Annotated in this window: 25 protein-coding genes; 13 read left to right on the top strand and 12 right to left on the bottom strand. The window is 63.6% G+C overall.

Annotated elements, in window-relative coordinates; translation table 11 throughout:
• Positions 1–251: 251 nt before the first annotated feature.
• The gene (locus AC1RUR_RS11755; protein ID WP_492844623.1) at positions 252–473 is read left to right on the top strand and encodes a hypothetical protein; all 222 of its coding nucleotides are present in this window, start codon (positions 252–254) and stop codon (positions 471–473) included.
• Positions 474–492: 19 nt separating this feature from the next.
• Here the strand turns inward: AC1RUR_RS11755 and AC1RUR_RS11750 are convergent, their stop codons facing one another.
• Together AC1RUR_RS11750 and AC1RUR_RS11745 are read right to left on the bottom strand one after the other, a co-directional pair.
• The gene (locus AC1RUR_RS11750) at positions 493–3,234 is read right to left on the bottom strand and encodes an EAL domain-containing protein (protein WP_492844007.1); all 2,742 of its coding nucleotides are present in this window, start codon (positions 3,232–3,234) and stop codon (positions 493–495) included.
• Between the two features lie 61 nt (positions 3,235–3,295).
• Positions 3,296–4,525 carry a FecR domain-containing protein gene (locus AC1RUR_RS11745; RefSeq protein ID WP_492844621.1) on the bottom strand — a complete coding sequence of 410 codons (1,230 nt, stop codon included), beginning with the start codon at positions 4,523–4,525 and terminating at the stop codon, positions 3,296–3,298.
• Between the two features lie 132 nt (positions 4,526–4,657).
• Between AC1RUR_RS11745 and AC1RUR_RS11740 the strand changes: the two genes are divergently transcribed.
• From AC1RUR_RS11740 to AC1RUR_RS11725, 4 genes are all read left to right on the top strand, one after another.
• Positions 4,658–6,454: a ShlB/FhaC/HecB family hemolysin secretion/activation protein gene (locus AC1RUR_RS11740; RefSeq protein WP_492844005.1), complete on the top strand. Its 1,797-nt coding sequence runs from the start codon at positions 4,658–4,660 to the stop codon at positions 6,452–6,454.
• A 151-nt stretch (positions 6,455–6,605) separates the two neighbouring features.
• Positions 6,606–7,436 (top strand): alpha/beta fold hydrolase, encoded by an 831-nt coding sequence (locus tag AC1RUR_RS11735; protein ID WP_492844003.1) that lies wholly within the window; start codon positions 6,606–6,608, stop codon positions 7,434–7,436.
• A gap of 77 nt (positions 7,437–7,513) precedes the next feature.
• Positions 7,514–7,675, top strand: coding sequence for a hypothetical protein (locus tag AC1RUR_RS11730; RefSeq protein ID WP_492844001.1), 162 nt, complete (start codon positions 7,514–7,516; stop codon positions 7,673–7,675).
• Between the two features lie 37 nt (positions 7,676–7,712).
• On the top strand, positions 7,713–8,033 hold the full coding sequence (locus AC1RUR_RS11725) for a c-type cytochrome (RefSeq protein ID WP_492843999.1): 321 nt from the start codon (positions 7,713–7,715) through the stop codon (positions 8,031–8,033).
• A 194-nt stretch (positions 8,034–8,227) separates the two neighbouring features.
• Here the strand turns inward: AC1RUR_RS11725 and AC1RUR_RS11720 are convergent, their stop codons facing one another.
• From AC1RUR_RS11720 to AC1RUR_RS11710, 3 genes are all read right to left on the bottom strand, one after another.
• A complete protein-coding gene (locus tag AC1RUR_RS11720) occupies positions 8,228–8,569 on the bottom strand; it encodes a phasin (protein WP_492843997.1) in 342 nt (113 codons plus the stop codon).
• Positions 8,570–8,708: 139 nt separating this feature from the next.
• A complete protein-coding gene (locus AC1RUR_RS11715; RefSeq protein ID WP_492843995.1) occupies positions 8,709–8,894 on the bottom strand; it encodes a hypothetical protein in 186 nt (61 codons plus the stop codon).
• A 388-nt stretch (positions 8,895–9,282) separates the two neighbouring features.
• Entirely contained in the window at positions 9,283–9,438 is a 156-nt protein-coding gene (locus tag AC1RUR_RS11710; RefSeq protein ID WP_492843993.1) for a hypothetical protein, read from the bottom strand.
• A gap of 197 nt (positions 9,439–9,635) precedes the next feature.
• On the opposite strand from AC1RUR_RS11710, the gene AC1RUR_RS11705 reads away from it, so the two are divergent.
• Positions 9,636–9,992: a hypothetical protein gene (locus tag AC1RUR_RS11705; protein WP_492843991.1), complete on the top strand. Its 357-nt coding sequence runs from the start codon at positions 9,636–9,638 to the stop codon at positions 9,990–9,992.
• Between the two features lie 46 nt (positions 9,993–10,038).
• Here the strand turns inward: AC1RUR_RS11705 and AC1RUR_RS11700 are convergent, their stop codons facing one another.
• Positions 10,039–10,614 carry a hypothetical protein gene (locus tag AC1RUR_RS11700; protein WP_492843989.1) on the bottom strand — a complete coding sequence of 192 codons (576 nt, stop codon included), beginning with the start codon at positions 10,612–10,614 and terminating at the stop codon, positions 10,039–10,041.
• 46 nt (positions 10,615–10,660) lie between these two features.
• Entirely contained in the window at positions 10,661–11,194 is a 534-nt protein-coding gene (locus AC1RUR_RS11695) for a GcrA family cell cycle regulator (RefSeq protein ID WP_492843987.1), read from the bottom strand.
• Between the two features lie 164 nt (positions 11,195–11,358).
• Between AC1RUR_RS11695 and AC1RUR_RS11690 the strand changes: the two genes are divergently transcribed.
• Together AC1RUR_RS11690 and AC1RUR_RS11685 are read left to right on the top strand one after the other, a co-directional pair.
• The gene (locus tag AC1RUR_RS11690) at positions 11,359–11,967 is read left to right on the top strand and encodes a S24 family peptidase (RefSeq protein ID WP_492821520.1); all 609 of its coding nucleotides are present in this window, start codon (positions 11,359–11,361) and stop codon (positions 11,965–11,967) included.
• Positions 11,968–12,071: 104 nt separating this feature from the next.
• Positions 12,072–12,347, top strand: a complete 276-nt coding sequence (locus AC1RUR_RS11685) for a hypothetical protein (protein WP_492843985.1) — start codon at positions 12,072–12,074, stop codon at positions 12,345–12,347.
• Between the two features lie 134 nt (positions 12,348–12,481).
• Here AC1RUR_RS11685 and AC1RUR_RS11680 read toward each other — a convergent pair whose 3' ends face one another.
• Positions 12,482–13,456 (bottom strand): quinone oxidoreductase family protein, encoded by a 975-nt coding sequence (locus AC1RUR_RS11680; RefSeq protein WP_492843983.1) that lies wholly within the window; start codon positions 13,454–13,456, stop codon positions 12,482–12,484.
• A gap of 223 nt (positions 13,457–13,679) precedes the next feature.
• On the opposite strand from AC1RUR_RS11680, the gene AC1RUR_RS11675 reads away from it, so the two are divergent.
• The 3 genes from AC1RUR_RS11675 (at position 13,680) to AC1RUR_RS11665 (ending at position 16,359) form a co-directional block, all read left to right on the top strand.
• Positions 13,680–13,880, top strand: a complete 201-nt coding sequence (locus AC1RUR_RS11675) for a hypothetical protein (protein ID WP_027545881.1) — start codon at positions 13,680–13,682, stop codon at positions 13,878–13,880.
• 149 nt (positions 13,881–14,029) lie between these two features.
• Entirely contained in the window at positions 14,030–14,977 is a 948-nt protein-coding gene (locus AC1RUR_RS11670) for an AAA family ATPase (protein ID WP_492843980.1), read from the top strand.
• A gap of 5 nt (positions 14,978–14,982) precedes the next feature.
• Positions 14,983–16,359 (top strand): vWA domain-containing protein, encoded by a 1,377-nt coding sequence (locus AC1RUR_RS11665; protein WP_492843978.1) that lies wholly within the window; start codon positions 14,983–14,985, stop codon positions 16,357–16,359.
• A 14-nt stretch (positions 16,360–16,373) separates the two neighbouring features.
• On the opposite strand, the gene AC1RUR_RS11660 is transcribed toward AC1RUR_RS11665, so the two are convergent.
• Positions 16,374–16,556 (bottom strand): hypothetical protein, encoded by a 183-nt coding sequence (locus tag AC1RUR_RS11660; protein ID WP_492843976.1) that lies wholly within the window; start codon positions 16,554–16,556, stop codon positions 16,374–16,376.
• Between the two features lie 353 nt (positions 16,557–16,909).
• On the opposite strand from AC1RUR_RS11660, the gene AC1RUR_RS11655 reads away from it, so the two are divergent.
• Positions 16,910–17,131 (top strand): hypothetical protein, encoded by a 222-nt coding sequence (locus AC1RUR_RS11655; protein WP_492843974.1) that lies wholly within the window; start codon positions 16,910–16,912, stop codon positions 17,129–17,131.
• Positions 17,132–17,139: 8 nt separating this feature from the next.
• On the opposite strand, the gene AC1RUR_RS11650 is transcribed toward AC1RUR_RS11655, so the two are convergent.
• Genes AC1RUR_RS11650 through AC1RUR_RS11640 form a run of 3 tightly spaced genes read right to left on the bottom strand, consistent with a single transcriptional unit; the run spans position 17,140 to position 21,089 of the window.
• Positions 17,140–18,534, bottom strand: a complete 1,395-nt coding sequence (locus tag AC1RUR_RS11650) for an NCS2 family permease (RefSeq protein WP_492843972.1) — start codon at positions 18,532–18,534, stop codon at positions 17,140–17,142.
• Between the two features lie 13 nt (positions 18,535–18,547).
• Positions 18,548–20,413: an adenine deaminase gene (locus tag AC1RUR_RS11645; protein ID WP_492843970.1), complete on the bottom strand. Its 1,866-nt coding sequence runs from the start codon at positions 20,411–20,413 to the stop codon at positions 18,548–18,550.
• A 13-nt stretch (positions 20,414–20,426) separates the two neighbouring features.
• Entirely contained in the window at positions 20,427–21,089 is a 663-nt protein-coding gene (locus tag AC1RUR_RS11640) for a TetR family transcriptional regulator (RefSeq protein WP_492843968.1), read from the bottom strand.
• A 247-nt stretch (positions 21,090–21,336) separates the two neighbouring features.
• Here AC1RUR_RS11640 and AC1RUR_RS11635 point away from each other — a divergent pair, with 247 nt between their 5' ends.
• On the top strand, positions 21,337–22,350 hold the full coding sequence (locus AC1RUR_RS11635) for a formamidase (RefSeq protein ID WP_492843966.1): 1,014 nt from the start codon (positions 21,337–21,339) through the stop codon (positions 22,348–22,350).
• Positions 22,351–22,420: the final 70 nt, after the last annotated feature.

Genomic DNA, 22,420 nt, shown 5'->3' with positions numbered 1-22,420 from the left:
GTCGTTTCACGGGGATTTTGTCGCGAGAAGGCCTCCCGCCGGAACTAATTCCCGCGCGCCGCATTTCCCCTGCATGGCCGGCACCCGCCGTTCAAAACGGCGCCTGTCGCGGATAGCCAAAGGTCGTTCGACCCGCTGTTCAAAACGAGCGCTCGCGCGGATAGCCAAAGGTGCCGGCCTCATTCACTTCGTCAGAAGCGGAGTTTACGAACTTGAACACGGAGATTTCGCAGCCTGCCGCCCAACCCGGCATGGCCGAGCGTGCCATTGATGCCGCAACCGACGTCTCCCACACGATCGGTGAGGTTGCAGGAGGCCTACGCGCCGCCGTCGATCGCCTCATTTATGTGATCGACGAGGCTCGAAAGCCCGGCCGCCCGCTGTCGACTGTCGCGGCGATCACGCGCGAAGCGCCGCTTGCGAGCCTGTTCGTCGCCTTCCTGTTTGGCGTGGCAGTTGCGCGCCGGCGCTAGCGATCAGAATTAAGGCAGGTTAGGCGGCGCTGACAGCTTCGAACACCGACGCCAGGAATTGCTTCTCGAATGCCTCGGCCGGCATCGGACGGCCGAAGAAATATCCCTGCCCTTCCTCGCATCCCATGCTGACGAGGAAGTCGGCTGTGGCCCGGTTCTCGATACCTTCGGCCACGACCGTGAGCCCGAGCTGCCTGCTGAGGCCGATGGTCGAGCCGACAATCGCGGCATCGTCGGAATCGGCCAGAAGATCGAGCACGAACGACCGGTCGATCTTGAGCCCGTCGAGCGGAAACTTCTTCAGATAGCTCAGGCTTGCGTAGCCGGTGCCGAAATCGTCGAACAGGACGCGGACGCCGAGCTCCTGGATCCGCTTGAACATGTCGAGCACCCGGCCTTCGTCATGGAGCAGGATGTCCTCCGTGACCTCGAGCTCGAGCAGCGACGGCGTCAACCCCGTCGCTTCGAGCAGTGCGGCGACCGCCTGTGCGAGATCGCCGGAGTGCAGCTGCGACGGCGACAGGTTGATCGCGACGCGCACGCTGTTGCCGGACAATTCCCACGCTCTCGCCTGACGGCAGGCCGTCTCCATGACCCAGTTCGCGATCCGCTCTGATAGCGCCGAGGTGTTGACCACCGGCATGAACTCCCCGGGCGAAACGTAGCCGCGCACGGGATGACGCCAGCGGATGAGCGCTTCGGCCCCGACCAGGCTGCCGTCGACCAGGCGAACCTGGGGCTGGTAGAACAGCTCGAACTCGCCGCGATCCGCGGCAAGCGCCAGTTCGCTCTCCAGCGTCAACCGGTTCTCCAGCTCCTGCCTGATCGCACTCTCGAAGATCACGTGGCTGCCGCGTCGCGTCGCCTTGGCGCGGCTCAGCGCGAGATGGCCGTTGCTCAGGAGATCGTCAGCGTTGTGCCCACCCTCGGGGTAGACGGCGACGCCGATGCTGATCCGGACGCGGTGCTGCCGCGTGCCCGTTGCAAGCGGCGCTTCGAACGCGTGCGCGATCCGCTCGGCGAACTCCGCAATCGGCTCGCCCGCCTCTGCACAATCGAGCGCGATGGCGAATTCGTCGCCGCTGAGCCGGGCGACGACCGCTTTGCCATCGACTTCGGTCTGGAGACGCTCGGCGACGGCCCGCAGCACAAGATCGCCGGCCGAATGTCCAAGCATGTCGTTGATCTGCTGGAAGCCGTCGAGCCCCAGTACGAGCAGCGCGACGTCGCAAGACCGCCGCTCCGCCGCGGCGATCAGATTGTTAAGGCCTGCATGCAGCATGTTGCGGTTGGCAAGACCCGTCAGCGCGTCGTGTTCGGCGAGATATCTGACGCGCTCGGCCTCGCGCTTGCGGACCGAGATGTCGCGCAGGATCGCTCCGTACTGGAAGCCGTCCGTTCCCTGCCAGCCCGAGAAGCTCGCTTCGACTGGGAAGATATCGCCGTTCTTGCGCCGGCCGTCGAACTCAACGACGACTGCCCCGCCGGGGACCAGGAGCGCCTGGCGGGCGGCATCGTGCATGGACGGTCTTGCCTCTCCGTCAGTCGGCACGGCGCACAGCGTTTCGAACGGGCGACCGATGATCTCGGCCGGCATGTAGCCAAAGATGGCGCTCGCGCCAGGATTCCAGACCGTGATCCGGTGATCCTCGTCGGTGCAGACGAGACCGTCGCCGAGCGACATCGCGATACGATGAAAGCGACTCTCGGCGATGCGCCCCAGGAGACCGCGAAAATCGATCTCGTCCAGCGCGATCGCCGTCAGGTAAGCGATGATCGCAATGTGAAAGAGCGACGTGTCGACGACGAAGGGCCATCTTGTCTGCACAAGGGCCGCGGCCAATTCGACCGCCACCCCGGCCGCGACAAGGACCGCAACGCGAGATCCGGGTGCGAAGCGGCGCCACGAATACATCATCAATAGGCAGATCGCCCCCAGACCCAGGATCATGCCGACATCGGACGTCCAGCGCAGCGTCCGGTTCTGGAGGATCGATTCCGCCGCCAGCGCCTGGAGGACAGGCCCCGAGACGATGCCGCCATTTGGAACGCTGAACCGGTCGCCGAGCTCGAGCGCCGTGGCGCCGACGATGATCTTTTTGTCTCTCAGCTTGTCGAGTGTCGCGGTATCGCCGCGCAGCACGTCGGCATAGGAGACGCGCGGAATGGAGGCCGCGCGGATGGCGAAGTCGATCAGGAATGGCGGCCGCCGATTGGCGTTTTGCCCGGCCAGCACGACGGCCATCGACGGCATCAAGGCGTCACCGAGCTTCTCGCCGAACGGATAACGGCGAACGAGCCCATCGGACTCGATCGCGACATTGACCACGGCCGGCCACGACTGGTTGCCGAACGGCTTCAGGGGGCGATTGACGTGAGCCGCGCCACCATTCGGCGTCGGCTGCTTGAAGGACGGCAGGATCGTCGAGCCACCGACCTCGCGAAGCGCCTTGACGAAGGCTTCGTCGGAGGTCGGATCCGACGGCGAGCTGAAATCGACGTCGAAGGCTATGTCCTGCGCTCCCGCCGCCTCTAGCCTGTGCAACAGCTCCGCGTGCAGCCGGCGCGGCCAGGGCCAAACCCCCATCTGGTCGATCGAGGGCGCGTCGATGGCCACCACGACGACGTTGCCGGTAGCGGCACGCGATTGCCAGGCGAACCGCAGATCGGTGAGCGCATTACGCAGCGCGCCATGCCATCCCGTGGACAGCACGACCGCCAGCGCGATCACGACAAGAATATGCGGCCGATAGCGTTTCACCCGATCCTCCCGCGCACCCGCTTCGACGGGCGCGCGCCCCTCATCCCCCTAGGAAACCGCCTCAGCGCCTGTTGTGGCCGTAGGCATTGCCATGGCCGTTGCTGCCGCCATTCCCATTGCCGCTGCCGTTGTTGCCCTTGCCGTTGCCGGTGGCGCCATTGTTGCCGTTGTTAGCATTATTGCCGTTGTTGCCGGAATTGCCATTGCCGCCGGCGTTTCCGTTATTGGCGCCGGGGCTGTCACTGGACGCGCCGGCTGCCGCTGCCGCGATCGCAGCACTCGCAGCCGAGGCGCTGCTGCCAGCAGCAGCCGCACCGCTCGTCGTTGCAGCAGTCTGGACGGAGCTGTTGGATGCCGGCGAATTTGATTTACCGTCGCTCCAGACCGTCTCAGTACCGCTGCTGGCGTTCGCGTTGCGCACCTGTCCGGGAGCAACGGCGCCGCGGGCGAGTCCGTGCGTGACTTTATGGAAGTTCAGCTTGACCTCGCCGAGCGAACCCGAGATGCGTACGACTCCGGCCTTGGGCGCCTGACCTCTGCCCGCCTGTTGCGATGGCTTCGGCGCGCCAGCCGTCTTGGTCCCCTTGTCGGTCGGACCGAGAGCATGGATCGCATGGCCGTTGGCCGCATTGCGCGGCGCCGACAGCCCCGATTTCGGGACAGGAATTCGCTCGATCGTCGAGGCGCGCGGCTTGCCATGTTCGATCGGGTTGAAGGTCCCCGCACCGCTCAGGCTGAGGCCGGGCTTGCCGTGCTCAAAGACGGTGGCGGCTTGTCCCGGCATGACCTGAGCGATCTGTCCAGTCTTGAAGTCGGACACTTCGACCTGGCCGCGGATCACGCCGACCTTTGTGCTGCCCGGACCCACGGTGACGCTGAACTGCGTTCCCTTGACCACGGCGGCGAGATAGGGCGTCTCGACCTCGAAATGCTTGACGTTGCGCTTCTCGACCTCGAGCAGGATCGATCCCGCCTGCTGGATGATGGTGGTCGAGAGCCCCTCCTTCTTCTCGGCCGGCAGGCCGACCACCGAGTTGGGAGAGATCAGTATCGTTTCCTCGCCGCGGACGAGCAGCACCCGCCCGGTGCGCCCAGTGCGAATGGTGTCACCTGGCTTGAGTGCCTCTTCCTGATTCAGCGACACCTGTTGCGTGCCGCTGGTGGCGACCCAGACCTCGCCGGTGGCCTTGCTGACCGACCAGGTGCCATCCTCTGCGGCGGATGCGCCGGAGGCCGTTCCCAGTATCAGCGCTGCCATCAAGGCACGCCGCACTCCAACTCTGCCGTACATGACAATCCTCGGTCCGCGCGTTTCAGCCAGACCTGAGGCGTACCCGAAATGACTCAAGAGAGAATTAGCCGGAAGTGGCGAGCCGAGTAGCCGCATTAACCAATCATTGACTATAAAAAACTATGAAAAATCATGCGGCTAACGAACCCTTACCGCCTCATGGGAAAATCTCCGTCAAACTACGGAGACAGGTTCGCTGCGCGTGTTGGCAAGCGGCATCTCCTTACCGCATTGGTGCTGTTGGTACCGATTGCCACGGGAGTTTCCCAAGCTTTCGCACAACAGGCGAACCAGCCGGGCTTTGATCCGCGCCAGCCCGAGAAATACTTTGAAAACCAAACCGAGCAGGAAAGGTTGAGCCGGCCCCCGGTCAGGCTCCCGACGGTCGGCCAGCCCAACACCGGCGGCGATACCAAGCCTCAATTCGTGCTGCGAGGCCTCGATGTCAGCGGAGCCCACGCCGTCTCTCTTGACCGCATCGCCGCGGTCTACCAGGCTTATCTCAGCAAAAAGGTCTCGCAGGCGGATCTCGCTGCGATCGCGGGCGCGATCAGCGACCTCTATCGCGCCGACGGCTTCCATCTCAGCCGGGCGATCGTGCCGCCGCAGGACGTTGCCGACGGCCGCGTCCGGATTCAGGTGATCGAAGGCGCCATCGTGCAGGCGGAGCTGAAAGGCGACGGTGCCGAGCAGTTCGGTGTGAGGCCGATGCTTGGGCCGGTTCTGGCCGAGCAGCCATCGCGCCTGGCAACGCTTGAACGCCAGCTTTTCCTCATCAACGGCAGGCCGGGCGTCCGGATCACCGATACCGCGCTGGAGGAGATCGGTGGTGCGACCGGCCGCTTCCGCCTCACCGTCTTTTTGAAGACCTGGCACGTGTTCTCATCGTTCGGCCTGGACAATCTCGGCTCGTCCTCAGTCGGCCCGTGGCAGACCTATGCGACCGGCGCGTTCAATTCCTATCTCGCGCCTGGCGACACGCTCGCGGTCAACCTGTCGACCATTGCCAACGATCCGCGCGAGCTCGGCTTTGCGCGGCTGTCTTATGACGCGCCCGTCGGCGTCGACGGCGTACGCCTCGGCGCGTCCGTCCTCTACAGCGCGGTCCGACCGGGCGATGCCCGCCGCCTCGACAGCGACATCACGACGACCGAGGCCTTCGAGCTGCGCGCCAGCATCGTTCCGCTGCAATCGCAATCCTCCGCGCTCACGCTGACTGCGGCGACGACCTTCAGCAATGTGTCCGAACACGACCTTTACGGCCCCTGGTACAACGACCACATCCGGACCGCGAGCCTGACTGCCGACTATCGGCTCCAAGATCGCTTCGGCGGCACCAATTTCGCGACGCTGACCTATCGTCGGGGCCTCGACGTCTTCGGCGCATCGCATTTCGACGACGATCTGTTGTCGCGCGACGGTGCGGCCTCGAACTTCTCGGTGCTGAACCTCTGGTTCACGCGCTACCAGACACTCAACGACGCCTGGTCGCTCAAGCTCTCGGCGGCGAGCCAGACGGCATCGCGGCCGCTGTTCACCTCGCAGCAATTCTATCTCGGCGGCGCGGCCTTCGGCCGCGGTTACGGCGCAGCCGAGATCAGCGGCGACAACGGTCTTGCCGGCTCGCTCGAACTGCGCTTCGATCAGAAGCTCAATTTCCGCTACTGGACCGGCTACCAGCTCTACGCCTTCGGCGACGCCGGCGCAGTCTGGAACGACGGCTACCGCCTGAGCGACGGCCTGTCGCTGACGTCGGCCGGAGCCGGCGCGCGGTTCTTCCTGTGGGACGATCTCCAGGCCGATCTCGGCGTAGCCGTCCCCCTGAGCTACCGGGCGCCGGACAACGAGCGGCGCAGCCCGCGCTTCCTGTTCACGCTGTCGAGTGCATTCCGGCTCTGCCCCGAACGCGGCAGGAGCGGCTGCCTGTAGCTGCGAAGCACTCATACCGGCAGCCGGCATGCGGCCTTTTTGGGGCCTTGCTCACAGACTTTCCTAAATTTAATCCCGTAACCTGCTCACGATCGCTCGATCCGGGGGCTTCCAATGACCACTTTCAGTCAAAAGTGATTGGGACGGGACCATGAAGAGGGTGCTTGCAATTCTGGCGTTTCTTTGCGCTCTCGGCATCGGCGAATATTTCGTCGTCAGCCGGTTCGCGATCCGTCATGAGACCTTGGCGCTGTTCGACGCCGCACGTCAGCGGCCGATATCGGTCGATATCGCGGTGCGGCGCGATTACGAGACCAAGGCCAATCTCGGTCTCTGGAAGCTGCCGCTTGCCATCATCAGCAACGGCAATACAGTCAAGGCCACCGAGTACTCCTTCCTCGCCAACGCGCTCGCGGCGCGCGGCTATCTCGTTGCCAGCATCCAGCAGGACCTGCCGAGCGATCCGCCGCTGATGACCCATGTCGGCCAGCAATATGTCGGCCGGCGTGAGGTCTATATCCGCTGCGAGGCCAACATCCTGTTCACCCTGGGCGAACTGAAGAGGCGGCAGGAGAACGCCGACTACGACCACGTCACGCTCGTTGGACATTCCAACGGCGGGGACGTCTCCATGTATGTTGCCCATCAGCACCCGGAGCTGGTGTCGAAAGTGATCACGCTCGACAATCTGCGGGTGCCGTTTGTCCTCAGCGACAACATGAAGATCCTGTCGTTCCGCTCGAAGGATCCGCATTTCCTGACCGACCCGGGCGTGCTGCCGACGCCGGAAGAGGCCAAGGCGCGCGGCATCGACATCGTCCACACCGGCGCACAGCACACCGAGATGAGCGACCGCGGACCCGACGCGGTCAAGCAGAAGATCCAGGAGACGCTCGACCGCTTCCTGCGTGACAGCACCAGCAGCGCACTCGCGCCGGCCGATACGAAGAGCCCGATGATCATGAATCCCGCCGACTACTAGGCCCGGCAGCTTTGCGGCAGATCAAGGTTGCTCCGGGCCGGCTGCGATAGAAAGGCCATGCAGCATCGGAGTGGCACGTGTCGCACTATACCGAAAGTCTTGATACGAAGGGCCTCGGCCTGCCGGCGACGAGAACGCCGGCATTCGCGCGGCATCTCTATCGTGCGACCCGCAGGCTGCTGCGGTCGATCATCGCCCGCATCGATCTCTCCCAGTTTCCGGGATCGTGCTGCGGATGAGCACAGTGACCGCAAGCGAACGCATGAAGGTTGCCCGATGCACCAGCACTTGAGACGAATTTGCCTGTTGCTTGCCGCGGCCTCGAGTTTCGGCATGTCGTCCGCTCTCGCCGCTGATGCCGGTCACGGTGCCGACCTGGCCAAGCGGTGGTGCGCAAGCTGCCATGTCGTGGCCAGCGGCCAAGCGGAAGCCAGCGCCGATGTCCCTTCCTTTGCAGCCGTTGCGCGCCGGCCGGACTTCAGTCCGGAGAAGCTCGCCTTCTTCCTGCTCGACCCGCATCCGAAAATGCCGAGCTTTCCCTTGAGCAGGACCGAAGCCGGCGACATCGCGGCCTATATCGGATCGCTGCGTCCGTAGGGCGCCAACCAAGCGCCACCGTTGCCACAAAATGCAAATCCCTGCCGGAGGACCGACAGGGATCAGCAGAAAGGATGATGGACGGCGAATGAGAAACCATTCGGTGGCCCATCATGGACCTGCACCAACATCGAAATGCGGATCTCGACGCCGCGCAAGATCAATTTGTAGGCACGCAGCGCACAGACCAGGAATCAGGATTTCCCCTTGCCCGGCTGCATGAGACTGCCGGTCATCTGGCGCATGTGATCGCCGGCGCTGGTGAACTGGCTGCGCAGGAAATCGGACTGGATTCGCATCGCTTCCTGAAGGTCAGTGGCATGAACGAGCTTGCGCGCATGCTCGAACGCCGACTTCATGTTCTGCTCTGTGAAAGCCAGCGCCTGCTTCGACACCTCCGTCCCCGCTCCCGGAACGGATGTCATCGATTTGGTCGCCGCATCGAAAAACATGCCGAATGCCTTTTCGGCCTGGTCGATCGTCTTCTCGGCCAAGTCGCGCAGTTCGGCCGGAACTTCGAGCTTCGGTTCGATCATGGTCGCACTCCTCCCTTTTTCTTAACTGAATACCACACTTGCCGGACCGCCTTCCAGCGGTGAACCCGGGGCAAACGTCCCCAACGGCCCGGCTTGGGCAGGAAAACGAAGGAAAATGCGTGAGACGTGCGGTCCCGGCTCAGGACAGGGGGTGTTCGGGAAGGACTTCTTCGGTGGCGAGGTCTTCAACGAGCTTGATAATCTCGAAACGCTGCCGAGGCGCGAGCTTCAAAAAAGCGCGGAGCAGGCGCAGGCTTTCGACAGTACCGCTCGCTGGCGCGCCGAGCTTGAGGTGCAGTTCAGCCGCGAAATTGAGGTTCTTCATCTCGCACCTATGACAAGCATCGGTCTTCCTGATCCGACATCGAGGTCCCACTCGAGAGCCGAACGCCACAACCGGACGCCTTGGCGAGGACGAACTCTCGGCCGGGGGCCCCGGCGGGTCAGCACGCTCAACTACAAATCCGAACGGACGGGCTCAACCGAGCAGGTTGCAACTATGCCAAGAAACAACCCCTCCGGCAAGCCCGGCAACCGGCTTAGCGATGCTTCGTCTGCATCGCGCCACGGCAATTCCGGATAACAGGAATATGGACCGCCGTCACCCACCTGCGTCAAGAAGCGGCATCAGTCACACACGTGGCCGTGGTCACTGTCAACCGGCACAGCATTTCACCTTGTTTCCGGTATGAATGGGCCTTGACGCCAGCGACCTAACGCTTCCTCAGCCTATACACGTAATTGTTGAGTCCGATCTCGGCGGTTGTATCGTCGACGAAATGAACGTCGATCTCGCAGCCGGTCTGCAAAGTCCCGATCGGGGCCCCCGCGAAGCCGAGCGAGGCGGCAAGCGCTTTGGCATCGGCCATGGCACCTAATCCCTTGAGTTCTCGGCTTTGACTCGCCTCTTCGCATCAAGGTTCATTGCGCCCGATATGTTTCCGCCGATGAACCGATGTTCAAGATCGGACGACCAAGCGGTTGCGATACGGCCACGCAGATCACGGGCGCCATGGCTGACGGATTCAACCGATTCGGGCGCGCGTCAGCACCAAAGGACGACGGCATGCTTTCTCGCTGCGATCTCATCAAGGGCGCCGCGGTCGCGCTTCTCACCCTCTCGATACAAGGCGCATGGGCGCAGGAAACCAAGATGAATCTGTTCAAGATCGTCACCATCAAGGACGAAATCGTCGTCGGTCTATCGGCGGAAGAGCTTCAGGCGCTCGGCGGCAATGATGCGAGCGCAGTCGCGCACGCGCTGGCGCAGAGGGGTGACCTCACCGTCTGGCAATACAACGTGCATCGCGGCCCGAACGGCGAATTGCAGCAGGCCCCGACCGCCAGGATCGGGCTTTTGGCCAACGCCTCGCTCCGTGTCGAGCCCTACACGACGCCTTATCAGATCGTACCTCACCCGTAAGCAGCAGACCGGCACGCCGGCGGCCGAGACCGCGGGCGTGCCGCAATCATCTGCGCTGGTCTGCACGCTGTGTCCCCGCTTCCGTCGCAAAGCCGTAGATCAGCGCCAGCCGGTCCAGGCATTCGCGAAACCGCCGCGCAAAATAGTCGTTCCAGCGCTGCGTACGGACGGCGCGACGCTGCCCGATCTCATCCATGGTCAGACCCAGCACCAGCACGTCGTGCACCAGCGCGGCGCCGTCGGTGCCGAGTTCGCGCTCGACCCGGTTCAGCCGGAGCACCGCCTGTCGCTGGCTCTCGGTGACGGGCTCGCGCGTGCGCGCGCCGTCGACATATTCGCGGGTCGGGTCCATCGCCTGGGGACCCCGTTCCGCCCGCTCCCAATCGTTCTGGAAGGCGCGCCCGCCGCGGTATTGCGCCTCGTCGATCTGGTGGTGCGAGTGCAGGCGACCGAGCGGATCGCTACGGACCGACCGGATGGCCATGATCTTCTCGCCGGGATCGAGCGCCAGCGGATTGTCGATCTCGACCTCTGCCAATTCGGCATTGAATGGCACCTCGCGCGACCGCCGGTCGTAGATCTGCGCCAATTTGTAGGATCTGTTGCGTCGGACACGTCCCACTCGAATACTCCCTGCAGGATTGACGATTGAACCGGTGAGCGTGCTTTCAGGCGGCAGAAACCACCCTCAACACGACGGGCCCCGCGACGCGGGCGGACGCAGCCCCGGAGCGGCGCGTCAGGCGTGCATGCGGCGTGCAATAGCTGGAGCCCGGCTGGCGCGGGTGACCGCAGAAGGCGATCTCCTCCCCGTCCTTGTCGCCGCCATAGGGGTAGCGGCAATCGTCCGGCGCAAGCTCGACCAGCTGGACCAGCCGCGGCTGGACGCCGACACAGCGCAACTTGACCCGCGCGGCCGGCTTCAGTGCGGATTCGGGCGGAAGATTCAGGATTGGGAACGCCGGCCGGCGCGTCGAAAGCAGACCGGCCTCGCCCGGCAGAGACGGCACGATCGACGGGCTCGTCACCCGCTCCGGCGCAACGAGCCCGAGCCGCTTGGCGCGGCCAACCACCGCGCTGCGCGTGTAAGCCGTTCCAAACCTTGCGTTAATCCGTCTTCCGATCTCCGCATAAGAGATTCCCTTGAGAAAATGGTCGCGAAGCGCGTCGGAGTGCTCCGACGGCCAATGGCCCGGTTCCATGCTGCTGTCCTGTCATGCGACTCCCCGATCGCGCGATCGGGAGACGGGCACACATTCCGGTATTCCGAAACGAGAGTCAAGCAATAATTCTGATATTCATAATTGCATCAATTCCGAATTTCGGATTACAAGAGGCAAGACGATGGGTAATTGAGGGAATCACCATGTTGGACGTTGCGATGATCGAGCGGGGCCTGGAGAAGACGGGCAAGAGCAAAGGTGGCTTGGCCGCAGCCATGGGCGTGCGGCCCGGCGCGGTGTCGGAGATCCTTGGCGGCGAACGTCTGGTGAAGGCCTCGGAGATCATTCCGATCATGGAATATCTTGAGCTCAATCTCGCGCCGATCATGGGTCGCGTTGGCGCCGGCGCCGTGATCGAGCCGGATTATGAGCAGGTTCCCCCGGAGGGTCTCGGCGATATCGCGCTGCCCTTCCCGATCATGGAAGAGACGGTCGCCTTCGAGATCGTGGGCGATTCGATGCTGCCCAAATACGAGAGCGGCGACGTGATCGTGGTCTACAAGGATCAGCGCCATCCGCTGTCGAGCTTCTACGGCGAAGAGGCCGTGGTCCGGCTCAAGACCGGCGAGCGCTATCTGAAGACCATCGAGCGGGGCAAAACCCCCTCCGTCGTCAATCTCAACAGCTTCAACGCCAAGCCGATCGTCGGCGTCAAGCTCGACTGGGTCGGGGAGATCTGTCTTTCGATGCCCAAGGGCCAGCTCGAACGACTGCGTGCCAAGTCGGCGCGGCCCCGCAAGAAGGGCCGATAGACGGCTGCGCATCGATTTCCGTTTTTGGAAATCGCGCTTGACTAAATTCCGTTTTTCAGAAATACTCCTGCCGCGCCCTGACCACGGCGCGGCAGGATTGTTCCATGCAGTATTTCGTCGTGATGATCGATTATGGGCGGCGCGGCCGCGAGGCGATCGTCGACCCTGAGATCACGAGACGCGAAGTCGTCTCCCGCGTCGCCTCGGGCGAATATCAGAATATCTCGTTCATCCACGAGATCGTGGAGAGTTCGGTCGAGGACGTGACCGAAGCCATCCTCGTCGAGGCGGCCCTCCCCGAGATCCGGCCCGAAGATGTCGATCTCCAGGCACTCCACGTCGATCATGTCCGCGACCTGCGCAGGCACGAACGGACGTGACGCAGGCCTAGAGCCAGTTCCGATTCTATCAGAACTGGCTCTAAATTCCTTTTTGACGCGTTTTCTTTACGCGAACGGGTATCCACTTCGCCCGAAAACGCTCTTGCGAGCCTGCGTCACCGTTTGGCAGGACATCACACCAGAAGCACGGTCGATCCCGTGGTCTTGCGCGCGGCGAGATCGGCATGCGCCTTGGCCGCATCCTTCAACGGATAGGTCTGGTGCACCTCGATCTTGACTGCACCGGACTTGACGACGTCGAACAGTTCACCCGCCATCGCCACCAGACTCTCGCGCTTGGCGGCATAGGTGAACAGCGTCGGACGGGTGACGTAGAGCGAGCCCTTCTGCGCGAGCAGGCCGAGATTGAGTGGCTCGACCGCGCCGGAGGACTGGCCGAACAGCGCGGCGACGCCGAGCGGCGCCAGGCAATCCAGCGATTTCAGGAACGTGTCCTTGCCGACGGAATCGTAAACCACCGGCACCTTCTTGCCGCCGGTGATTTCGTCGACGCGCTTCACGAAATCCTCGCGCGTGTAGATGATGACATGGTCGCAGCCATGCGCCTTGGCCAGCTTTGCCTTCTCGTCGTTGCTGACGGTACCGATCACGGTCGCGCCGAGATGCTTGGCCCACTGGCTCAGGATCAGCCCAACACCACCGGCCGCAGCATGGAGCAGGATCGTGTCGCCGGCTTTCACCCGATAGGTCTGGCGGATCAGATATTGCGTCGTCAGCCCCTTCAGCATCATTGCCGCCGCCGTCTTGTCGTCGACGCCGTCGGGCAGCTTCAACAGACGATCGGCGGGGATCAGCCGCGCCTCGGAATAGGCGCCGAGCGGCGAGGCGCCATAAGCGACGCGATCGCCCGGCTTCAGATCGGTGACACCTGGCCCGATCTCTTCGACGACGCCAGCCGCCTCGCTGCCAAGACCGCTCGGCAGTTGCGCCGGATAGAGACCCGACCGGTTGTAGATGTCGACGAAATTGAGACCGACGGCGGTGTGGCGGATACGCGCTTCGCCCGGCCCGGGCTTGCCGACACTGACCTCCTCCCAGACCAGGACTTCCGGCCCGCCGGTCTTGTGAAAGCGAATGGCATGCGTCATGGGGGTGCTCCCTTATCGTTGCAGTGATGGTCGAAAGAACTGATCGGCCTGTCAAATAGGCATTTGATCTGCCCGTTACAGTACAGAGACGTAACAAGAATGTCACAGCGAACGACAAATGGCCGCCGTTCCGCCTCTGTTCGAAAGAGTTGATGACGGCCTCGGGACGACCGGCAGTAGCCTTTGCGCGGGGTTTGGTGGTCGCCTGCGAAGGAGAACCGAGATGCCAGCTTATGTACAGCATCATCAGGATGTCGAAATCGCGCCCGTGAATTGCCCGACGTGCATGGGGTTCCTGCCGATGTATGTGCGCGAGGTCGAACCGCATTGGAGCCTTGCCAAGATCGACTTCGTCTATGAATGCGCCGATTGCGGCGCCGAGGTGCGGCAGACCATCCGCAAGCCGGAGTTGCTGCGGCACTGATCGCGCGATCGCGCCAATCGCTCAAGTATTTGCGCTGAGCGGAAAAAGCGATCGCTTGCGCGGGTCTGGCCTATCCCAAACGAGGCTTGTTCTTTGCCGTGAACGCAGGCAGAACAAGCCTCACGCAAGACCTTTGGGAGCGCCATTTCGTGGCTGAACAGAAGCCCTCGACCGCGATCGAGGCAGTGGAGAGCGGCCTCGCCGCGCAGGGCTATATCGCGAGCCGGCAGATCGCAACCGCCGTCTATTTGTCGCAACAGATCGAGAAGCCGATCCTGGTCGAGGGCCCTGCGGGCGTCGGCAAGACCGAGCTTGCCAAGGCGATCGCCGCCTGGCGCGGCATGAAGATGATTCGCCTGCAATGCTACGAAGGCCTCGACGAGGCCAAGGCGCTCTATGAGTGGAAATACGCCAAGCAACTGCTCTATACGCAGATCCTCAAGGACAAGCTCGGCGAGGTGCTCGGCGGCGCGCAGACGCTGCACGCTGCGCTCGATCAACTCCACGATTTCGGCGACGTGTTCTTCTCCAAGGAGTTCGTCGAGCCGCGGCCGCTGCTCCAGGCGCTGGAGCAGCCTGGCGGCTGCGTGCTGCTGATCGACGAGATCGACAAGTCGGACGCCGAATTTGAATCGCTCCTGCTGGAAATCCTCTCCGACTTCCAGGTCACGATCCCCGAGCTCGGCACCGTCTCCGCCATCACGCCGCCGACGGTGATCCTCACCTCCAACAGCGAGCGTGACCTCGGCGACGCCCTGAAGCGGCGCTGCCTGCATCTGCATATCGGCTTCCCCGAGCAGCGGCTGGAGGAGCGCATCGTCGAAAGCCGCGTGCCCAATATCTCGCAGACCCTGCGCCGGCAGATGGTCGGCTTCATCCACGAGATCCGCTCGCTGGATTTGAAGAAGCTGCCCTCGGTCAGTGAGACCATCGACTGGGCGCGCGTCCTGGTGCTGCTGCAAGCTTCCGAGCTCGACACCGAGATCGTCAAGGACACGCTCAACGTGCTCCTGAAATACGAAGCCGATATCGAGGCGGCCCAGCCCCAGATCACGACCTTCATTGCCAAGGCAGCACGATCCAACGTCTTCGGTTGACGCCGATGCGCGAGAACATCCATCGCTTTTTTCGGGCAGCACGTGGCGCGGGCGTACACGTCTCGCCTGCCGAAAGCATCGATGCGATGCGCGCGGTTGCGCAGGTCGGCTTTTCCGACCGAACCATCCTGCGCGACACCCTGCTTCTGACGCTCGCCAAATCGCAGGACGAGAAGCTCGCGCTCGGCGACTGCTTTGATCTGTTCTTCAGCCAGCCGGAGCCGCGACAGGAGCAGCCCGAAGGCGGCGATGAAGATCCGTTGCAGGATGCGGATCCCCCCCCCTCTTCCGACACGGCCGGCGATGCGAGCGGCGGCTCGCCGCAAGCGGAGCTAGGTCCGCTTGCCCAGATGCTGCTGTCGCAAGACCGCAACGCGATCGCGGCCGCGATTGCCGGTGCGGCCGACGCCGCGTCCCTGTCCGACATCCGCTATTCCACGCAGCGCGGCATCTTCTCCAGCCGCATCCTCGATGCCATGGGCCTTCAGCGCCTGCGCGACGACCTCGACCAGCTGACTGCAACCAATCCCGCACTGGCCGAGCGTCTGCGCGCCGCGCTCGATGCCTTGCGCGAAGCGGTCCGCGACACCGTCTCGCAGGGACTTGCTCTCTATGCCCGCGAGGAGGCCGAAAACCTCCGCAACGAGATCCTGCGCAATGCACCGCTCGCGCGCATCGAGCGGCGCCAGGTCGCCGAGATGCGTGCCCTCATCCGCAAGATCGCGCGCCGCCTGCGCGAACGCTACTCCAAGCCGCGCAAGCGCCAGCGGCGCGGCCATCTCGACGTCCGCCGCACGCTCCGCCGCAACGCAGCCTGGGGCGGCGTGCCCTTCCTCACGGCGTGGAAGCGCAAGCATCGCGACCGGCCGAAAATCGTCGCACTCTGCGACGTCTCAGGCTCGGTCGCTCAAGTCTCCGACTTCTTCCTGCTCCTGATCCACTCGCTGCACGAGGTGGTCGACGACGTCCGCTCCTTCGCCTTCTCCTCGCACCTGATCGAGGTCAGTGACATCCTGGAATCGAAATCGCCGGAAGAGGCGATGGCCGAGATCATGTCCAAGGTCGGCTTCGGCTCATCCGACTACGGCTCGTCACTGGTCGATTTCGAGAAGGATTTCATGAGCGCGCTGACACCGCAGACCACGGTGATCGTTCTGGGCGATGCCCGCAGCAACAATCTCGATCCGCGCGCCGACATCCTGCGCCGGATCTCCGAACGCTCGAAGCGACTGGTCTGGCTCAACCCCGAGGGGCGGCTCGCCTGGGGCTTTGGCGATTCCGAGATGCCGCGCTATGCGACCTTTTGCAGCGTGGTGCGCCAATGCGCCACCGCGCAGCAGCTCGAGCGCGCAGTGTCCGACATCGTGGCGACTTATCAGTAGGCGGCAATCCGGCGTCAGGCGGCAGCCAATTCGGCCTCGACGAGGTTGCACTCCCGAAAGTGATACGCAATTTCGTCGAGCGCGCGCTGCTCCCATTCCTGGGCCTGGGCAAGCCAGAATACCCGGCGCTCCGAATCCAGCGCGGCACGCTCCCGGCAGAGGAATTCCTGACTGCGAATTTCGACCAGCCTCTTCATGCACTCACACTCCTGTCGTGTGAAGCCAATCCCCTGAGAATCAACGTAGCAGAGTCCGGCACGTCTCGCCTTCACGATTTCTGTGCATATCGCGACGCGGAATGGGACAGCAATGCTTCCCGTGCACTGCGGTAACTGCCATCGCACGATCAAGTGCAGATCATCAATTAGTGATCGCGTGGCGGGACGATATTCGGACGCGAACGATCTTAACTCTTGTGGCGCAACGAACTGCGGCAATTCGTGAAGAGACGTTCTAGACTACCCACTGAATTCCGACTCATTGTCGTCGCATGGTCTTCATGCTGCGTCGCTAACAGAGGCGCGCGAACGATACTACCGCTTGAGGCAACATGAGCAACGATCTCGATTTCGATCTTTCGCCCGACCAGTGGGAAGTGCTGAAGGCGCTTCGCAACCCGGTGTCGAACGGTCGCCTCGCGAAGGCTCATGTCGTCGAAGGCCTGGTTGAGCTCGGCCTTGTCGTCGTCAATGACGGCGCGCCCGCGATGACACCGGCCGGCCGCAAGGCGCTGGTGCGCGGATCGTGCAAGTTGCTGGATCTCGCGGCGTAGCGCGAGCCTCAGAAGATCTGGGCGATCACGATCGCGTAAGCGATGAACACGGCGCCAAGCCCCCACACCATCGCTGGAAGCTGCGATCGTCGGCCGACCGTCACTTCCAGGGCGATGTAGCTCAGCGTGCCCAAAGCCATTCCGTTGATCAGGTTGTTGGTCAGCACGGTGACGAGCAGCGTCAGCACGATCGGAACCGCATTGCCGAGATCGGTCATGTCGATGCGGGCAAGCCCCTGTATCATCAGCACACCGACGAGCACCAGCGCAGGCGCGGTTGCTTGCGGCGGGATGATGACGAAGATCGGCCAGAAGAACAGCGCGAGGAAGAACAGCCCCGCAACGGTCACCGAAGTCAGTCCCGTGCGGCCACCGGCCTGCACGCCGGTGATGGACTCGATGTACGCCGTGACGACGGAGGTGCCGAGCAGCGGGCCGACGATGGATGCCGTCGCATCGGTGGCAAACGCTGCGGTGGCGTTCGGGATCGAACCATCGGGCTTGCGCAGATTGGCGGCGCCTGTGACGCCGATCAGCGTGCCCAGCGTCGAGAAGAATTCGGCGCACAGGAAATAGAACAGCAGCGGCAGCGCCACGACGAAATGGCTGAAGAGATAGCCGATGTCGAGCGCCATGAAGGTGCTGGTCGGCCAGCGCGGCCATGACATGATGGCTGATGGCACCGACGTCACCATCTTGCCGTTGGCGCCGGGAACGAAGAAGCCGATCACGGTGAGCAGCGCGATCGACAGGATCAGCGCTGCCGGCACCCGGCGCGCCACCAGCACCGGCGTGAGCAGGAGACCGAACAGCGTCAGCAGCACCGGCGGACTGCGCAGCGATCCCATGGCGATGTAGGTCGACGGATTCTGGACGACGAATCCGGCGCCCCGTAGCGCAATGAAGACGATGAGGGTACCGACCGCCGCCTGGATACCGATCTTCAGCGCTTCCGGCACGTCCTTCGCGACTTTCTCGCGCAGTTTCGACAGGCTGAGGATCAGGAACAGCACGCCGGTGAAGGCGACCATGGCGAGCGCACCCTGCCAGGGCATACCCATCTGCTTGACGATGACATAGGTGAAGATGACGTTCGATCCCATCGCCGGCGCAACGGCGAGCGGGAGATTGGCCCACAGCCCCATCATCACCGAGCCGAGGATCGCTGCGAGTGCCGTGGCGCTGACCAGATCGGCACGATCCATTCCGGCATTGGACATGATGGCCGGGTTCACGGCGATGATATAGGCCATCGCCGCGAACGTCGTCGCGCCGGCCATCACCTCGCGGCCGACACTCGTGCCGCGCTCGGTGAGACCAAAGAAGCGATCGAGCGGTCCGGCGGCTGCGCGCGGCGCGGGCTCGGTGGACACAGCTTGCGGCTTCGTCATCATCTCGTCCATCCCAGTCCTCCCCCTACCAGACCACCGGGTGCGCTTCGCCGGTCTGCACATTGATGAAACCGAGCGGCGCCTGCTCGCACGGTGCCACCAGCACCCAACTCCAGGGCGCGCAGGTCAACGTCGCGAACATCAGTCGCTCAGGGAATCCCGGATACCAGCGCGGTCGGTAGGTCGGCTCATACATCCAGTCGACCTTGCGCCCCTCCGCGTAGAGCGCCTGCATCTCGGTATCGAGCGCGTGCGCCGAGCGGCAGCTCATCAGACCGCCGACCTCGAAGCGCACGGTGGCAACGAGCTCGCCCTCACGCACCAGAGCCCATCCGCCCTGAAGTTCGATCAGCGCGTTCACCGCCTTTGCCATCGCCGCGTCGGACGAACCGACCACCCAGATATTGTGCTTGTCGTGCGCAACCGAACAGGCAACGGCCGTCTCAGGCGTGCGCGGCCCGCAGCCACGCCAGAACATCTTTGCGACGCGCCCGTCGCCGGAAAAGCGATCGACGATCGCAAATTTGGTGATGGCCTCGCTCTCGTCGCGCTGCACGGCGCCGTCACGCACCGGCAGTTCGAGCGTGTAGAATTCGGGATGCCAGTGGAAGGGACGGATCACGGCCGCCTTCATCGTGCTACGGCCGGCCTCGGCCCGCAGCTCGAAATCCTGAGGCATGATCGGGCGCTTGATGTTGACCGTCTGCGTTGCCCAGTCCGGCCACTGGATCTCGGGTACCTGGCCAATGTACCGTTTACCCTCGGAAACCTGCGCGCCATCGGCCCACACTTCGGCGATCGTGAGCTTGGCAACATCCGAAAGCAGCACCACGTCGCCAAAACGGCCCGGAGCCAAACTGCCGACGAACGGCGTGAGGCGCATGTGGCGCGCCGGATTGATGGTCAGGCACTGGATGGCGATCTCGGGCGCAAGGCCGGCCTCGATCGCGACCCGCGCATTGTGATCGCTGGCGCCAAGCTCGAGCGTGTGGCTGGCACTGCGATCATCCGTCGTGAACGCGATCTGCGACCAGTCCTGCAAGCCCTTCGCGAGCAGCCATTTGACGATCTCGTCCATGGCGTAGACGCGCAGCTCGACGAACAGGCCGCGGGTAAGCTTGTCCCAGGTTTCCTCCGGGGTTTGCACTTCGTGATCGGAGGCGAGCCCCGCCGCGGCAAAGGCGTTGATCGAGGGCAGATCGCGCAAGCCGGAGGCATGGCCTTCGACGACGCCGCGCGCCGCGAACGTCGCCTCGATCATGCCCCAGAGCCGCTTGTAGGAGGGATTGTCGGGATTCCACACCGCCGGCCAGTCCATGACCTCGTCGAGCCCGGTGACCATCAGGCTTTCGGCCATGAAGCGCGCCTGCTCATCGCGGCCATACCAGCCGCCACCCCACTCATAGGCCGTAGGTGGCACCGCCGAGCCGGGCTGCGGAAAGATCTTGAGCGGCGAGCCGCGGCGGCGCGCTTCGAACCAGAATTCGAGATTACGTGCGCCGTTGACGTTGGAGAATTCGTGGCTCGCCTCGCAGGTCCAGGTATTGCCATGCGGCAGCACCAGCGCCGCTTCCCATTCCGGCGTCAGATGCGAGCTTTCGATATGCTTGTGCACCTCGCCGAAGCCGGGGACAGCCGCAAGATCCGGCCGATGCACGCGCTCGCGCACCTCGCCGGGATAGCTGCCGGCCGGCCCAACCCAGGCGATCCGCCGCCCCTTGAAGACGATCTCCTGATCTTCGCTCCAGCTGCGGGTGTGCACGTCGAGCAGCCTGCCGACCCGCAAGCAGCGATCCGCCGGGCGGCGGCCGAGCGCCGTCAGCACCAGGTCCTGGCGGATGCGAACCTCGTCGGGCGCATTGATCAGGAGATCGTCGGGTATCGCATTCATGGCCTGCCTCACTCTACGCCGGCTCCTTCGGAGCCGTGGTTCGCTTCCGCGGAGATTTGCCGGTCTTGCCGCTGCGCGCCGCAGCGGCGTCGCGCTGCCGGACGTCCTTCAGGAGGGTCGTGAGCGCCCACTCGATCGTGTCGGCAATCTCGGCGCTGGACATGCCAAAGTCCTCGCGCATCGCATTCCAGGCCAACACGTTGTTGAGATAAGACGCGAGCGCCTCCGCCTGGCGAACCTCCTTCGCGGAAAGATGCTGCACCAGCGGCGCCATCGCCTTGCGATGCTGCTCGATCAAGTGGCGCCGGAAGCCCGCGCGCATCCTTCGGCCCGCCCGTGTCACCGCAATGGCCCGTGCCAGATGCGGATGGCGATCAAATCGCTTGCACAGCTTGCGGAAGATCTCAGGCAGTTCGTCAGGCGAGGTGAAGGGAATGTAGCTGAAGACGTTGTCCTCGATCCATTCGCCGGCCGCAGCAGACAGCTCCGCGCGGGTCTTGAAGTGACGATAGATGGTTCGCTCGGCCACCTTGGCGCGCTTGGCCACCGCAGCCATGGAGATCTCGTCGGCTGCCTCGTCCTCCAGCGTCTCGACGAAAGCCGCAACGATGCGCTGCCGCGTCATCTCGACATATTCGTCGCGAAGGCTGGCGATATGTCGCTTTGCTGTACTCATGTCATAAGTCTGACATCGGTCGATTTGGAGGGTCAAGCCGAGACTTGAGGCACTCCGCGCCGCAACAATGGGCGACGGTACGCTCTGGTGACGGCCGGCGATCCTCACGAGCATGACTTTCGCCAGTCGCCTGAAAAATGGACTTTTGCACCTCGCCAAAATCGGATTTGCTCTCCCGAGAACCGCGCGCAACGGAGCCGCGCGGACGGCAAGGAAGCCGCCGCGCGGACGGCAAGGGAGCTTGATCATGAACGGGCTTGGCGGGCTGAACAAATCCCCTGAGGGCGTCGTCATCGGGCTCGTGCAGCTGCAACTGCCGAACGTCGTCACTCGGGCCGATCTGGCCAGGCAGACCGAGCGTATCGTCTGGATGGTCGGCAAGGCGCGCCGCAACCTTTCCACCATGGATCTGGTGGTGTTCCCCGAATACTCGCTGCACGGCCTCTCGATGGACACCAATCCCGAGATCATGTGCCGGCTCGACGGGCCGGAGGTCGCGGCCTTCAAGAAGGCTTGCATCGACAACAAGATCTGGGGCTGCTTCTCCATCATGGAGTTCAACCCGCACGGCAATCCCTACAATTCCGGCCTGATCATCGACGACCACGGCGAGATCAAGCTCTACTACCGCAAACTCCATCCCTGGATTCCGGTCGAGCCGTGGGAGCCCGGCGACATCGGCATTCCCGTGATCGAGGGGCCGAACGGCGCGAAGATCGCGCTGATCATCTGCCATGACGGCATGTTCCCGGAGATGGCGCGCGAATGCGCCTACAGGGGCGCGGAGATCATGATCCGCACCGCCGGCTACACAGCGCCGATCCGCGACGCCTGGCGCTTCACCAACCAGGCCAATTCGTTCCAGAATCTGATGGTCACGGCCAATGTCTGCATGTGCGGCAGCGACGGCTCGTTCGATTCCATGGGCGAAGGCATGATCGTCAATTTCGACGGCACGGTGCTGGCACACGGCACCACCGGCCGCGCCGACGAGATCATCACCGCCGAGGTGCGGCCCGACCTCGTGCGCGAGGCCCGGATCAATTGGGGCGTCGAGAACAACATCTATCAGCTCTGGCACCGCGGCTACGTCGCGGTGAAGGGCGGCGCGATGGACTGCCCCTATACCTTCATGCAGGACATGGTCGCCGGCACTTTCCGCCTGCCATGGGAAGATCAGGTCAAGGTCACCGACGGCACCTCCTGCGGCTTTCCGGCCCCGACACGGATGTTCGGCAAGACGGCGAAGGCGGCGGAATAGGGCTGTTTTCGGCTCCAGCCGCGACATTCTGGCACGGTAGTTGCTCCTTTTGACGTCCAAGTCGCGTCCA

The organism is Bradyrhizobium sp. GW821-FHT12B03 (assembly GCF_058807535.1).
This window is presented reverse-complemented; position numbering and strand designations above follow the sequence as displayed.

What these genes read in the sequence shown, in the direction of transcription:
- AC1RUR_RS11755 (WP_492844623.1), top strand. Translation starts at nt 252, where the DNA reads ATGGCCGAGCGTGCCATTGATGCCGCAACCGACGTCTCCCACACGATC.
- AC1RUR_RS11745 (WP_492844621.1), bottom strand. Translation starts at nt 4,525, where the DNA reads ATGTACGGCAGAGTTGGAGTGCGGCGTGCCTTGATGGCAGCGCTGATA.
- AC1RUR_RS11740 (WP_492844005.1), top strand. Translation starts at nt 4,658, where the DNA reads ATGCGGCTAACGAACCCTTACCGCCTCATGGGAAAATCTCCGTCAAAC.
- AC1RUR_RS11735 (WP_492844003.1), top strand. Translation starts at nt 6,606, where the DNA reads ATGAAGAGGGTGCTTGCAATTCTGGCGTTTCTTTGCGCTCTCGGCATC.
- AC1RUR_RS11725 (WP_492843999.1), top strand. Translation starts at nt 7,713, where the DNA reads ATGCACCAGCACTTGAGACGAATTTGCCTGTTGCTTGCCGCGGCCTCG.
- AC1RUR_RS11720 (WP_492843997.1), bottom strand. Translation starts at nt 8,569, where the DNA reads ATGATCGAACCGAAGCTCGAAGTTCCGGCCGAACTGCGCGACTTGGCC.
- AC1RUR_RS11715 (WP_492843995.1), bottom strand. Translation starts at nt 8,894, where the DNA reads ATGAAGAACCTCAATTTCGCGGCTGAACTGCACCTCAAGCTCGGCGCG.
- AC1RUR_RS11710 (WP_492843993.1), bottom strand. Translation starts at nt 9,438, where the DNA reads ATGGCCGATGCCAAAGCGCTTGCCGCCTCGCTCGGCTTCGCGGGGGCC.
- AC1RUR_RS11705 (WP_492843991.1), top strand. Translation starts at nt 9,636, where the DNA reads ATGCTTTCTCGCTGCGATCTCATCAAGGGCGCCGCGGTCGCGCTTCTC.
- AC1RUR_RS11695 (WP_492843987.1), bottom strand. Translation starts at nt 11,194, where the DNA reads ATGGAACCGGGCCATTGGCCGTCGGAGCACTCCGACGCGCTTCGCGAC.
- AC1RUR_RS11690 (WP_492821520.1), top strand. Translation starts at nt 11,359, where the DNA reads ATGTTGGACGTTGCGATGATCGAGCGGGGCCTGGAGAAGACGGGCAAG.
- AC1RUR_RS11685 (WP_492843985.1), top strand. Translation starts at nt 12,072, where the DNA reads ATGCAGTATTTCGTCGTGATGATCGATTATGGGCGGCGCGGCCGCGAG.
- AC1RUR_RS11680 (WP_492843983.1), bottom strand. Translation starts at nt 13,456, where the DNA reads ATGACGCATGCCATTCGCTTTCACAAGACCGGCGGGCCGGAAGTCCTG.
- AC1RUR_RS11675 (WP_027545881.1), top strand. Translation starts at nt 13,680, where the DNA reads ATGCCAGCTTATGTACAGCATCATCAGGATGTCGAAATCGCGCCCGTG.
- AC1RUR_RS11665 (WP_492843978.1), top strand. Translation starts at nt 14,983, where the DNA reads ATGCGCGAGAACATCCATCGCTTTTTTCGGGCAGCACGTGGCGCGGGC.
- AC1RUR_RS11660 (WP_492843976.1), bottom strand. Translation starts at nt 16,556, where the DNA reads ATGAAGAGGCTGGTCGAAATTCGCAGTCAGGAATTCCTCTGCCGGGAG.
- AC1RUR_RS11655 (WP_492843974.1), top strand. Translation starts at nt 16,910, where the DNA reads ATGAGCAACGATCTCGATTTCGATCTTTCGCCCGACCAGTGGGAAGTG.
- AC1RUR_RS11650 (WP_492843972.1), bottom strand. Translation starts at nt 18,534, where the DNA reads ATGGACGAGATGATGACGAAGCCGCAAGCTGTGTCCACCGAGCCCGCG.
- AC1RUR_RS11645 (WP_492843970.1), bottom strand. Translation starts at nt 20,413, where the DNA reads ATGAATGCGATACCCGACGATCTCCTGATCAATGCGCCCGACGAGGTT.
- AC1RUR_RS11640 (WP_492843968.1), bottom strand. Translation starts at nt 21,089, where the DNA reads ATGAGTACAGCAAAGCGACATATCGCCAGCCTTCGCGACGAATATGTC.
- AC1RUR_RS11635 (WP_492843966.1), top strand. Translation starts at nt 21,337, where the DNA reads ATGAACGGGCTTGGCGGGCTGAACAAATCCCCTGAGGGCGTCGTCATC.